Source organism: Trueperella bernardiae (assembly GCF_030246965.1).
GTDB classification, from domain to species: Bacteria; Actinomycetota; Actinomycetes; order Actinomycetales; family Actinomycetaceae; genus Trueperella; species Trueperella bernardiae.
Genome location: NZ_CP127099.1, coordinates 1,969,517 through 1,982,184, shown reverse-complemented (window position 1 = coordinate 1,982,184; position 12,668 = coordinate 1,969,517). Strand labels below are relative to the sequence as shown.

General features: G+C 64.9%; 12 protein-coding genes. 7 read left to right on the top strand and 5 right to left on the bottom strand.

The window, feature by feature from the left end; translation table 11 throughout:
* Window positions 1–18: 18 nt before the first annotated feature.
* Both QPC17_RS09100 and QPC17_RS09095 read right to left on the bottom strand, forming a co-directional pair.
* Entirely contained in the window at window positions 19–711 is a 693-nt protein-coding gene (locus QPC17_RS09100; protein ID WP_070446184.1) for a hypothetical protein, read from the bottom strand.
* Window positions 712–788: 77 nt separating this feature from the next.
* Window positions 789–1,892: an NAD(P)-binding domain-containing protein gene (locus QPC17_RS09095; RefSeq protein ID WP_285347267.1), complete on the bottom strand. Its 1,104-nt coding sequence runs from the start codon at window positions 1,890–1,892 to the stop codon at window positions 789–791.
* A 148-nt stretch (window positions 1,893–2,040) separates the two neighbouring features.
* Between QPC17_RS09095 and QPC17_RS09090 the strand changes: the two genes are divergently transcribed.
* Window positions 2,041–2,505 carry a SprT-like domain-containing protein gene (locus QPC17_RS09090; RefSeq protein ID WP_082661093.1) on the top strand — a complete coding sequence of 155 codons (465 nt, stop codon included), beginning with the start codon at window positions 2,041–2,043 and terminating at the stop codon, window positions 2,503–2,505.
* 345 nt (window positions 2,506–2,850) lie between these two features.
* Here QPC17_RS09090 and QPC17_RS09085 read toward each other — a convergent pair whose 3' ends face one another.
* A complete protein-coding gene (locus QPC17_RS09085) occupies window positions 2,851–3,717 on the bottom strand; it encodes a hypothetical protein (protein WP_285347266.1) in 867 nt (288 codons plus the stop codon).
* A gap of 588 nt (window positions 3,718–4,305) precedes the next feature.
* On the opposite strand from QPC17_RS09085, the gene QPC17_RS09080 reads away from it, so the two are divergent.
* The 4 genes from QPC17_RS09080 (at window position 4,306) to QPC17_RS09065 (ending at window position 8,909) form a co-directional block, all read left to right on the top strand.
* Entirely contained in the window at window positions 4,306–5,334 is a 1,029-nt protein-coding gene (locus tag QPC17_RS09080; RefSeq protein ID WP_082661094.1) for a carbohydrate ABC transporter permease, read from the top strand.
* 2 nt (window positions 5,335–5,336) lie between these two features.
* Entirely contained in the window at window positions 5,337–6,185 is an 849-nt protein-coding gene (locus QPC17_RS09075) for a carbohydrate ABC transporter permease (protein WP_062612798.1), read from the top strand.
* A gap of 470 nt (window positions 6,186–6,655) precedes the next feature.
* On the top strand, window positions 6,656–7,996 hold the full coding sequence (locus tag QPC17_RS09070; RefSeq protein ID WP_068538908.1) for an ABC transporter substrate-binding protein: 1,341 nt from the start codon (window positions 6,656–6,658) through the stop codon (window positions 7,994–7,996).
* Between the two features lie 157 nt (window positions 7,997–8,153).
* A complete protein-coding gene (locus tag QPC17_RS09065; RefSeq protein ID WP_143602075.1) occupies window positions 8,154–8,909 on the top strand; it encodes a hypothetical protein in 756 nt (251 codons plus the stop codon).
* Between the two features lie 16 nt (window positions 8,910–8,925).
* Here the strand turns inward: QPC17_RS09065 and QPC17_RS09060 are convergent, their stop codons facing one another.
* Window positions 8,926–9,495: a low molecular weight protein-tyrosine-phosphatase gene (locus QPC17_RS09060; RefSeq protein ID WP_068538909.1), complete on the bottom strand. Its 570-nt coding sequence runs from the start codon at window positions 9,493–9,495 to the stop codon at window positions 8,926–8,928.
* Window positions 9,496–9,657: 162 nt separating this feature from the next.
* The gene (gene nrdF, locus QPC17_RS09055; protein WP_082661115.1) at window positions 9,658–10,620 is read right to left on the bottom strand and encodes a class 1b ribonucleoside-diphosphate reductase subunit beta; all 963 of its coding nucleotides are present in this window, start codon (window positions 10,618–10,620) and stop codon (window positions 9,658–9,660) included.
* Between the two features lie 112 nt (window positions 10,621–10,732).
* Between nrdF and QPC17_RS09050 the strand changes: the two genes are divergently transcribed.
* Window positions 10,733–12,064 (top strand): heparan-alpha-glucosaminide N-acetyltransferase domain-containing protein, encoded by a 1,332-nt coding sequence (locus QPC17_RS09050; RefSeq protein WP_285347265.1) that lies wholly within the window; start codon window positions 10,733–10,735, stop codon window positions 12,062–12,064.
* On the top strand, window positions 12,061–12,615 hold the full coding sequence (locus tag QPC17_RS09045) for a methylated-DNA--[protein]-cysteine S-methyltransferase (RefSeq protein ID WP_285347264.1): 555 nt from the start codon (window positions 12,061–12,063) through the stop codon (window positions 12,613–12,615). Before QPC17_RS09050 ends, QPC17_RS09045 begins: the two co-directional genes overlap by 4 nt.
* Window positions 12,616–12,668 lie beyond the last annotated feature (53 nt).

Sequence of the window (12,668 nt, the reverse complement as noted above, 5' to 3'; positions counted from 1 at the left end):
GGTCGCCGAGCCCGGCTCCTAGTAAATAACCCAAATATAGGCCAGCACCACCGCGAGCCCCGCCCCGAGCGCACCCCACCACTCGGCGGCCGCGCTCGCCGGCACCCGCTCTAGACTCCCGCGCCGCATCGGCAGCGCCGGTGCCCGGTTCGACAGTTGCCTCGGGTGCCGCGCCAGCCGTTCGCGTAGGGCCTCCTGCTCGGGGGTCACCTGGTCAATGTTGGCCAGCTCGCCCATGCCGCGCTCGACCTGCCGAAGCGCCATCAACGTCCCGACCTCCGGCTCCTCCACCTGCACCCCGCCGGTCTCGCGCAGCAAAATCACCGACCGAAACGGCTCACCCTCCACTGGCCGCACCACCACTGGCACCAGCAGCCCCTTGTTCGCGCCCTTCTTGATGTACCGCGAGTAGGGGCTCTCCGCCGTGGCCAGCGTCCGCGCGATCACGGGGATGGGCGTACCGCGGGCGTCGTCGTCGAGAAAACGCCACACCACCACGAACGCGACCAGCATGATCACCGACGGCACCGCCGCCAGCACCATCCGCGCCGGGCTGAGGTAACCGAGCAGCCAGAAGAGCGCGAGAATCGTGCCGAGGAACGCCCCGAGCGTCCCGGCGGTGACGATGCGGCGCGCGCGGTCGATCGGCCGGTCCGCGGGCACGGCGCCCGCCTCGCCGATGCGCGCAACTAGGTCTGTGTGTGAAGCCATGATCCTCCTACCCGTCACACCCTACCGCAGACCTCCGACAGTTTTTCCGCTTCACGGCGCCGTCGCGCCGGTCGCGTCTACAGCTCGCGGACGATCTGGGCCACGGCGGCGCGGGCGTCGCGGCGGGCGCCGATCGTCGACGCCGAGGCGCCGTACCCGAGCAGGTAAACGCGCGGTTCCTTGACGGCGCGCGAGCTGTCAAGCATGATGCCGCCACCGCGTTCGCGCAGGTGGAGGGGTGCGAGGTGGCGCAGGTTGGCGCGGAAGCCCGTGGCCCAGATGATGGCGTCGAGGTCGAGGTAGTCCTCGCCCCACCAGACGCCGTGGCGGTCGACCCGGTCGAACATCTCACGGCGGTTGAGGATGCCGCGGCGTTCCATGTCGAGCACCCGTTCGTTGCGGGGCAGGCCCGTCTCGGCCACGACGGGCAGCGGTCGCAGCCCGGCGTCCATGCGCGCACGCACCCGCGCCTCGATCACGCGGCCGGCCTCGGCTGTGAGTCCGCCCGCGGCCTCGCCCACGGAAAAGTCGGAGGGGTCGCGCCAACGCGGGGGCGTCCGGGTGGTCCAAAAGACGTTTTTCGTCACGCGCGAGACATCATCCAGGTGGTCGAGCGCTGAGATTCCCCCGCCCACGACCAGCGTGCGTTTGCGCCAAAACACGTCCGGATCGCGGTAGTCATGAGTGTGGATCTGGATGCCGCGGAACAGCTCCCGGCCGGGGTACCAGGGGATGAACGGCGCGTTCCACGTGCCGGTGCAATTGATCACCACGCGCGCCGACAAATCGCCGACGTTCGTGTGGACGCGGAGGCGCGCGCCGTCGTCGTGAACGGAGCGGACCTTGACCGGACGGAAAACGGGCAGGTCGAAGGTGTCTTCGTAGTCGCCGAAATAGTCGGTCAAAAACGCGGAGGCGCGCTCGGGGCCGGCCGCGGGGCGCGCATGCAGGCCGGGGAGCTCGGCGATGTGGTTGACCGTTTTCATCGTTAGGCCGTCCCAACGGTGGCGCCAAGCGCCGCCCGGGCCAGTTTCGGCGTCGAGAACGACGAACGACGCCGCCGCCCGCGGCGCCGGCAACGACTGCGCAGCGTACCCGGCCACGCCACGCTGTTGGAGCTCATGCGCGGCGACGAGCCCGGCCTGGCCTGCTCCAATCACCACGACATCTACCTCGTGCATACCTCAACGGTAGCGTACGCGGAAGGGCACTTTGCCAGGGGCGCGAGGGAGTTGTTGGGGTGGAGGGGTGGGGCTGGGGCCGTGGGGTAGGGGCGGGTGGCAGGGCCAGGCGCGGAAGGCTGTCGGAGGGAGTGGATAGAATCGGCGCATGGATGTTTCGCGAGCTCGCGAGGTTGCGCGGGGGCTCATGGACGCGCACGGCCTGCGCGGGTGGGACCTCGCAATCGACCGCGCCAAGCGGCGGGCCGGCTACACGAGTCATGCGCGGCGCACGATCTCGCTGTCGGGGCCGCTGATCACGCTGTATAGCGAGGAGCAGGTGCGCCTGCTCGTGTTGCACGAGGTGGCGCATGCGCTGGTCGGGGAAGGTCACGGGCACGACGCCGCATGGCGAGCCGCCTGCCTGAAGATCGGCGGGGATGGACTCACGCGCGTGGATCCCAAGTGGCCGACCGCGCCGGCGTTATGGGTTGGATTGTGCCCGAACGGTCACCGCTTTGAGCGGCAGCGGTTGGGGCGGGCCGGGTCGTGCCCGCGATGCTCGCGGGTATTTGATAGGCGCTACCTCATCACCTGGACAAACCAGCGCACGGGCGAGATCTTCCGGGGCTAGGCTGGCTGGCCTAGCTGGCTCGCACACCCCACCATTTAATGGCCTTTGCTGTCGCTTGGTGTCTTATGCCACCAGTTCACGCCGGGCACTTATTTATAGTCACAATCTCCCAACAATTCACGCCTGTCACACGCTGGCAGCGCGCACTCCCGCCACCCCGACAGAAGTCGTGAATATACCGGCTGACGATCGCTCTAGACGCCTGGCCGCCCTCAGATTCACGAGTTGTGACAGCCGCGCCCGGAGCACGCCACAGGAACGAACACTATCGGCGGGTTACGGCAATCCGACACCCACCAGACATCCTCTGACCAAGCCCGCCAAGCAGCCGCCTGGGCTCACGAGTTAGATCTCACGCCACGAGAACTCGGGTTCCTTGCGGTAGCGCCTGCGGTTCGCGATTCGTATGAGCGCCCGTCTCGTGCTCGCCCAGTCATCCCAGATCTGCCGGTAACTGAGGCGCGTGACTTCATAACCCATTTCGGCAAGAAGGAGATCGCGCTGTCGGTCGCGGACGAAGTCGTCCGGGCTACCATGATGTGCCACGGAGTCACATTCGATAATCCACGAGCTACCAACCTTCATGTCCGTGTACCAGTTAGGCACGGGCGAGAACTGTTGAACAACCGTGAAGCCACGATTGCGCAGAAAGTGCGCCACCCGAGTTTCACTCCCCGACTGCGAGTTCGGCTGAAAGTTCCACAGATACCGCGCCCGACTCTTGGGGATCATCTCAAGAAGGTGCTCAACCTCAGGGACCGACAGTTTCCCCAGATTGAGCGCCGACTCGATCACAATCAGCGCCTGCTCCACACTATGAAACCTCGCAACATGTTCGACCGCCCGGCAGACATCCGCGACAAGCTCGTTCTTGCTCACAACACCCCGGTGGACGATTGGTCTGACCTGGCCTTTCGTTGCGTCGTGGAGTCTATTGGCGATTCTGCTGATCGAGTCCGAGTTGTTAACCACAAGGTGAATTCTCGGCTCTGGCTCGGACGGCACCCAGAGGCCATGCCGCTCACACGCAGACAGACATCCCAGCTGTGCATGCCCGGCTGCCGCGAGCGCAACCATCGGGTTCGCGTCTCTCTGGGCATACCAACCTCGGCTGACGTGCACGAGCTTGCCGCTGGCCTTCAGCTCAGCAATGCGATGCCCGTTCAGGCCAGCTTGTTGCAATTCCGCGCGGGAGATCACTCCGTTCCACATGCGTCTACATTGGCAAAGTCCGTGGCGGCCCGTTTTCGCCACGTGGCCAAATGTGGACAGCTGTAGCGCCGAGCAAGATGTGGATAAGATTTTTCGCGCGTTTCCACCATTTCACAGCCTCCGCTTCGCCCTCCTTCACTACGCCACGGCCGACACAACTCGTGAATCTGAGGGTGACCAGGTGCCTATAGAAATCGGCAGTCGATATATTCACGACTTCTGTCGGGGAACACTGGAGAGGAAGCTCGCGCCTGTGACAGGTGTGACTAGTGTGAATATTGTGACGCACATTAGGGGCCGATATCGAGTACCAGCGCCACGGCGTGATTACCGGGCGGCCGGGCCGGCTATCCAGTGCGGGGCCGTGGTGCCCGGCGCCAGCGCAGTTACATCCAACGCCCAGGCGGGGCCATCCGGCGCACAGGCCTGTTCTTTCGAGCGCCAGGCCAGTGCTATCCATCACTTATCCATCACCCCGGCCAGCACCGCACGGCGCTAAGGGTAGTACTGTCAGGGCTCCCACCCACCCCGCGGGCCGATAGGCGCGCGGGCCCTCGTTGCTCTAGCCTATGACCAGGAGGTGGTCACATGTCGCAACACGCCACCGATGCAGGAACCGCGGAATCGCGAGGCTCGCGCGGGGCACAGCCGGCGGCACCGAGCCAGGCGCACCCGGCCAACCCAAGCCAGCCAGCCACCCCAGCCAACCCCCGCGAGGCTAAGCACGAGCGCCCTCTTCGCGCCGCACGCAAGCGCCGGGAGGCGGCCACGGCGTTCACGATGCTTATTCCCTCGCTCATTGGTGTGGGCTTCTTCCTCATGGTGCCTATTGTGGCCGTTGTGGCAATTTCGCTGCTCAGGTGGAACTTGATCTCCCCGCCCACGTTCGTCGGGCTCGCGAACTACCACACGATGTTCACCTCGCCGGACTTTTGGAATTCGGTGCGCGTGACCGTTCTCTTCTCTGCGATCGCGATCCCGCTCGCCATCGCGCTGGGCCTGCTCATCGCGGTGGGCCTGAACCGCAAGCTCCCCGGCTCCGGGATCCTGCAGATCATGTACGTGATCCCATGGGTGGCCGCCCCGCTCGCGCTGGGCATTGTGTGGAACTGGCTGTTGGCGCCGTCGGGGCTGCTGAACCAGTTGCTGGGCACCCGCGTCGCGTGGCTGGCCAGCGAGACGACAGCGCTCCCCGTCGTGGCCTTCGTGTACGTGTGGCAGAACATTGGCTATATTTCGCTGTTTTTCCTGGCCGCACTGCAGTCCATTCCGCGCGATATTTACGAGGCCGCCTCGCTCGACGGCGCCGGCCCCGTCCGCACTCTGTGGTCGATCACGTTGCCGCTCGTGCGGCCGACCACGTTTTTCGTGATGGTGACGTCGTTCATCTCGTCGTTCCAGGTGTTTGACCTGGTCTACGGCTTGACCGACGGCAATCCCGGCTACCCCGGCGGCACCACCGACGTCATCGCGGCCCGCATTTACACCGCGGCTTTCGCGTCGCCGCGGATTGGGGAGGCGGCGGCGATGGCCGTGTTCCTCATGGTGCTGATTGTTGCGATCACGATTGTCCAGCAGCGCTACTTCGCCAAGCGCATGACGTACGAAATGAGCTGATCATGGCCACGAAGCGTCGTTACCGCAAGAAGAATTCGATCCTCGCCACAGCGCTCACGTATGCGGTGCTGATCGCGGGCGCGCTGATTACCGTGCTTCCGCTGGTGTTTTCGATCACGACCTCGATGCGCACCGAGCGCGACCTCGTCCAGCGAGGCGCGCTTTCCCTTCCGCACGAGCTCACGTTCGATAACTACGTCCGGCTTTTCACCGAGCACGACTTCATTGTGCCTCTGGCGGTCACCCTCCAGGTGGTGTTGGTGATGGTGGTCGGCCAATTCTTCTCCTCGATTTTGGCCGCCTACGCGTTCGCGCGCCTGGAGTTCCCTGGCCGGCAGATCCTGTTTTGGGCCTACATTTCGACGATGATGATCCCGGCGATTGTCACCATGATTCCCCTGTTCACGATGATGAGTCAGTGGGGGATGCGCAACACGTTTGCCGGCATCGTGGCGCCGTTCATGCTCGGCTCGCCGTACGCGATCTTTTTGCTGAGGCAGAATTTCATGGCGTTGCCGCAGGAGATTCTCGACGCCGCCGAGCTCGACGGTGCCGGCTTCTGGCGCCAGCTGTGGTCGATCGTGTTGCCGATGAACCGGCCGATCCTCGTGACGCTGCTGCTCATCACGGTGGTCTCGCAGTGGAATAACTTCCTGTGGCCGTCGATCGTGTCCCCACGCAAGGAGTGGAACGTGTTGACGGTCGCCACGGCCGGCCTGCAGACCCAATACGCCGCCAATTGGACGCTCGTCATGGCGGCCACCACGCTGTCGATCTTGCCGTTGCTCATCTTGTTCATCGCGTTCAACAAGCAGATCGTGCGTTCAATCGGCATTTCCTCGCTCAAGTAGGCGCGCCCCGACGACGCACGAGCTGGACCCGTCATAAGTCGTGAAGCTGAGGTCGACCAGGCGCCCATAGCAATCGGTAGCCGGTATATTCACGAGTTCTGTCGGAGGGGCTATGTAACTGGCTACGTGACGTCTGGCTGGGCGCCGATAATCTATGCCGTCGGCCCAATTCGCGTCTGGCACCAGCTGGACCCGTCACAAGTCGTGAACCTGAGACCCACCAGGTGCCTACAGCGATCGATAGCCGACACATTCATGACTTCTGCCGGGAATTGCGGCAATATCCAGCAGCGACCGGTGGGTGCGAGCCAAACTACACCCCTGATTGGGAAAAGCCACAGAAGTCCGCACTCGGGCGGGCCTTGTTTGCTCATAGTGACGTCCCTAACCCCACACCAACTTGTTGACATTTCAACTGGTAGAGTTGGCGTATCGGCGCGCCTGCGCCCATTTCACACAGAGGAGAGACCATGAAGCGTTCATTCCTGACCGCTACCGCGGCGATTGGCACCCTCGGCCTTGTGCTGAGCGCGTGCTCGCCGAGCACGGGTGGCGCCGAGAAGACCACGGATCCGTCGTCGGAGCAGTCGACGTCGTCGGAGAGCACCACCGTCACGTTCCGCCTGTGGGACGACGCCGCCGCCCCGGCTTACGAAGAGTCCTTCAAGCAGTTCACGGCGCAGCACCCTGACATCAAGGTTGAGGTTGAGGTTGTGCCGTGGGGTGACTACTGGACCCAGCTGCCGCTGGACATCTCCTCGGGCGAGATGGCCGACATTTTCTGGGTGAACTCGTCGAACTTCGCGCTCTACGCCGATAACGGCAACCTGATGAACATCACCGAGGAGCTGGGCAGCGATCACGAGGAGTGGCAGCAGTCGGTGGTTGACCTGTACACGCGCAACGATGCCCTGTGGGGCATCCCGCAGATCTGGGATTCGATCGCACTGTTCTACAACAAGGATCTGGTGGACGCGGCCGGCGTCGACGTCACGAAACTGACCTGGGGCGACAACGACACGCTGCTGCCGGCCCTGCAGAAGCTGACCATGGACGCGAACGGCAACACCGCCGATTCGGCCGACTTTGACGCGAACAACATCGCCACCTACGGCATGAACGCCCAGGCGGACATGCAGGCGATCTACCTGCCGTTCCTGGCGGAGGCCGGCGGCAAGTTCCAAAACGAGGACGGCTCGTTCGACTTCGCCTCGGCGGAAGGCGTGAAGGCCTTCACTTACATCACGGACCTCATTAACAAGTACCACGTGGCGCCGTCGGCGGCGGAGACGAACACGAACGGCGACCTCGCCCGTGAGATGTTCATCCGCGGCGAGATGGCCCTGTTCCAGTCCGGCCCGTACTCGCTGAAGACGATCGCGGACAACACGGACATCAACTGGGGTATCGCCCCGCTGATCGCCGGCCCGGAGGGCGCGATCTCCACGTCGCACGGTGTGGTGGCCGTGGGTAATGAGGCTACGCAGCACCGCGAGGCAACCCTCGAGGTCCTCAAGTGGCTCGGCACCACCGAGGGCCAGGCGCCGCTTGGTCAGATGGGCGTTTCGTTCCCGGGCGCCGTGGGCGCGCAGGATTACTTTGTGAACTACTGGGCTGAGCAGGGCGTGGACGTGTCGGTGTTCATCGACTCAGCCGCGGGTAAGACGGCCCTGTCGCCGTTTGGCCCGGACGTCAACGCCGGCACCGAGGCATTCATCCCACGCCTGTTGGACGTCTTCCTTGGCTCGGTCCCCGTGGAGCAGGGCCTGAAGGAAGCACAGGATGCGGGCAACGCGGCGATGAACCTCTAAGGCTGCGGGCGTCAAGCTCGGCGTTTGCCGAATCATGAGTGTGGGCGGGTCTTTCCCGCCCACACTTTTTCACAGGGAATTCCCAGATCCGCCGCCACTTCCTCCAGGGATCATTAAGGGTTGCGTGGGTAGAGTGGGTCCAGGGAAAGGATGGACAATGACTGCTCGGTTTGTGGCGTGCATGGGCGCGTTGACGGCGATTCTCACGGCATGTGGGAGCGACGTCGCCAGCGACCCCTCCGCCCCCGACACCGCAGTCGATCACTGTACTGACCCCCTCAAGGGCTCCCCCACCACGGTCAACGCCCGCGAGCTGGCGTTTTGCCAGGCGGAGGCTCTGGGTAAGCTGGCCGGTTACGTGCAGGAGGACGCCGTGGACGGGCAGCTGGCCACCCGTTCGCGCACGAACATGGACCCACTCGCCGTGGAGATCGAGTCCTTTGGTGGTGACGGCGACGCGGCCGGCCGCGTCATCCTCGTCAGCGGCAACACGTTCGTCCAGCGCGACGGCTCGTGGGTACAGGCCACCTCCGATTCCACCGACGAAACCCTCGCCTTCCAATCCACTCTCCCCGGGCGCTACGAGGCGCTGCTCAACCCGAACGTGCGCGCGGCCGGCACGGACCCCGCGCTCGAATACAAGGTGTCGGGCACGGACGTAGTCGACGGCATGCCCGTCACCGTCCTGACCTTGACCGTGTCCGACGACGCCGACACGCTCGTCTCCACCATCTTCATCCGCGACGACTACGTGGTCATCCGCTCCGAATCCGAGTACACGGTGAACGGCCGAGAGAGCACGCGCACGGCCACCCTGACCGCGGTGGACGAGCCACAGGACATCATCAACCCGCGCTTTGAGGACGACGAACACCGCTCACAGCTGGCCGATCCAATCCTGGCCGGCAAGTAGCGCGGGACAGGCGAGGCTAACCGCGGCGGGCCTCAATGAACTCGACCAGCCCGCGGGCGCCCCTGTCCACCACCTCGTAGGTGTCCTGGAAGTCCTCGGGGCCGCCGTACCACGGGTCGGGCACGTCGTATTCGCCGGCGGAGTGGTAGAGGTTGGCCGAGTGCGACCGCTTGCTTGAGTCGCCCGCGAGCACGCCGCCCTCACCGAATGCGCCGTCGGCCGCCACGCCGATCGTGCCGTCGAATTCGCGCCACAGGTGGACTTTATCCAACGGCTCCCCGATCTGGCTGAGCATGCCGCGCAGGGAGCGGGCGTGGCCGGTGGTCATCGCGAGGATGAGGTCGGCGTCGCGCAGTTCGGCGTCGGTGGCACGATGGGCGTGGTGGGCACCGACGTCGTGCCCGTGTTCGCGCAGCACCTGCCGGGCGCGCGAGTCCACGGGGTTGCCGTGCTCCTCGGAGGAGACGCCGGCGGAGCGGACCTCCACGTCGTCAATCCCTGCCTCAGCAAGGCGGTCGCGCAGGACGATCTCACCCATCGGCGAGCGGCAAATGTTTCCGGTACACACAATCAGCACGCGATACATGCCCCCACCCTAGCCGACCGCCGCGCGCTTAGCTTGCCGGCCCCGCGTTCACGACGCCGTGGGCCCAGTTGCGCCGTTTGCTCCGGTAGTGCCGGCGGACTTGCGCCGGACGGCGTCGCCGCCGGGCCGACACGCTCACTTGGCGCCGGGCCAGCCGGGCGGCTAGAAGTCCCAGTCGTCGTCGGTAGTGGCCTCAGCCGTGCCAATCACGTAGGACGAGCCGGAGCCCGAGAAGAAGTCGTGGTTCTCATCCGCCCCCGGCGACAGCGCTGCCAGGATCGCCGGATTCACCGCAGTCTCCGACGCGGGGAACAGCGCCTCATAGCCGAGGTTCATCAGCGCCTTGTTGGCGTTGTAGCGCAGGAACATCTTCACGTCTTCCGTGAGGCCCATCTGGTCGTACAGCGAGGCGGTGTACTCCACCTCGTTGTCGTAGAGCTCATCGAGCAGCTCGTACGTCCACTCCTTGATCTCCTCGCGTCGCTCCGGGCTGGCCTTCGCCATCGCCACCTGGAACTTGTAACCGATGTAGTAGCCGTGCACCGCTTCGTCGCGAATAATGAGGCGAATCAGGTCCGCCGTGTTGGTCAGCTTCGCGTGTGCCGACCAGTACATCGGCGCGTAGAACCCCGAGTAGAACAGGAACGATTCCAGCATCACCGACGCAACTTTGCGCTTCTCCGGATCATCCCCGTCATAGTACTTCTCGATGATCTCGGCCTTCTTCTGCAGGTAGACGTTCTCCTCCGACCAGCGGAACGTCTCATCGATCTCCTTCATCGAAATGAGCGTGGAGAAAATCGACGAGTACGACTTCGCGTGCACCGACTCCATGAACGCGATGTTCGTGTACACCGCCTCCTCATGCGCCGTCACCGCATCCGGAATCAGCGACACCGCGCCCACCGTGCCCTGAATCGTATCCAGCAGCGTCAGCCCCGTGAACACGCGCGTGGTCATCTCCTGCTCATGCGGCTTGAGTGTGTTCCACGACTGAATGTCATTCGACAGCGGAATCTTCTCCGGCAACCAAAAATTCCCGGTGAGGCGATCCCAGACCTCCAGGTCCTTCTCATCCTCAATCTTGTTCCAATTAATAGCTTCAAACGGGCCCTTGTGCGCCATGCCAACCTCCATTTCGTAACCAAAACTATCTTCGCACGTTCCTCCGACAATTTTCCCCCGATGTGATCGCGTCAGCATACGGCGGGGCCACGATTGGCCGTAGGCTTGTGCAATGAGCACTTTCACGACCACGCCCGGGCCCCTCGCGCCCGAGTCCACCCCGTCCACGACGACGCCCGCTGCGCCCGACGTCGTCGTCGAACCTGCCCTACAGCGCTACCGGGGCCGCATCCGCGGGATCGACCTCGCCCGCGGCCTGGCGATCCTCGGCATGATTTGGGCCCACGTGCGGCCCGGCATCGACGTGACCGCCACGTTCACCAACTTCCTGGGCAACATCCCCGCGGGCCGATCATCGGCGCTGTTTGCCCTACTCGCCGGCATCTCGCTGGCGATCCTTTCCGGGCGCAACGTGCCCTACACCGACCTGCAACTGCGCCACGCCCAGCTACGCATCGCCGGGCGCGCCGTCGCCCTCCTCGCGTTCGCCGCCTTCCTTTCCCTCTTCCCCACCATCATCGCGGTCATCCTCGGCTACTACGCCGCATGGTTCCTGCTCGCCCTGCCGCTGCTCAGCTGGTCTTCAAAGAAGCTCGCGATCGCGGCCGGCGTCGTCGCCCTGGTCGGCCCGCAGGTCATGCACCTCGCCAATCTCATCTCCTACACCTTCGACGTCTACCCCGCCTCCGGGCCCAACTCCTACCTTTATGACGTGCTCGTCACCGGCCACTACCCCGGGCTGGCCTACATGGCCTACGTCATCGCCGGCATCGCCATCGGGCGGACGGACCTGTCGGCGTCGTCCGCGCGGATCCGGCTCCTGGGCGGCGGCCTCATGCTCGCCGTGCTCGGCTACGGCACCGCCTACCTCGCCACCCACACCTTCGCCACCGAAACAGGGTTCGAGTCCGGCAACTCCATGGAGTTCGTGCCCTCCTTCATGCCCTTCACCCTGTGGGACGTGTTCACCGCCGAACCGCACATGAACACCACCACGGAAGTGATCGGCAACCTCGGCTTCGGGCTCATAGTGCTCGCGGTATGCCTGTGGCTCTCGCCGCTCGCCAAGCACCTGCTCTTCCCGATCGCGGCCGTGGGCTCGATGTCGCTCACCGCCTACGTGGGCCACGCCTTCGGGCTGCACTTCAACGAGGAGCTGTTCTTTTCCTCGACGGCCACGCCCTTCCTGCTGGTCGCCGGCATCGCGGTGCTGTTCTGCACCGTGTGGGCGCTGCTGCCGTTCCGGCGCGGGCCGCTCGAGTGGATGACCTACTGGTTCTCGCAGTGGTTCGCGCACCCGGCGCTACCCCGGCCCGCGGTCCAACCCGTAACATCCCAGGCGGGGACGCTACCTCCTACTCCGCAATCACCTGCAACATCCAAGCCCGCGGCACAGCCGGAGCTGGAGGCGCCTGCTGTGCCGGAACCCAACGACCAGCCGTGATCTTCCACTACGACTCACCCATCGGGGTTCTCACCATTTCCTATGATGGTGCGCTGAACGGACTGTGGACGCTGGCCAACGTGCCCGCGGCGCTGGAGGCCGAGGCCCCCACCGCCGCGCTGAGCCCGGCGGGTTGCAATCCCGCCACTAGCAGTGTCACCGTAAGGAGCACCGCCGGCAGCACTCCGCCCACCACCAACTCGTCCGGCGCCGAGCCTGTCGTCACCTGGCTCGACGCCTACTTCGCCGGCCAGAATCCCGCCATCGACTTCCCCATCGAGCAGACCGGCACTCCCTTCCAGCTGGCCAGCTGGCAGGCCCTGCGCGAGATCCCCTACGGGGAGACGGTGAGCTACGGTGAACTCGCCGCGGCTGTCGGAAAGAAGCTAGGCCGGCCGACTTCGGCCCGAGCGGTCGGCGGGGCTGTTGGCAGGAATCAGGTGCTCATCGCCGTGCCCTGCCACCGGGTGATCGGCGCCGACGGCTCCATGACCGGCTACGCCGGAGGCCTCGAGTGCAAGATCCAGCTCCTCGACCTCGAGCGCGCCTAACCCCACCCAAAACCGCCGGCCCCGGCGGCTGGCTTGCCGGTCGCTCCCTCACA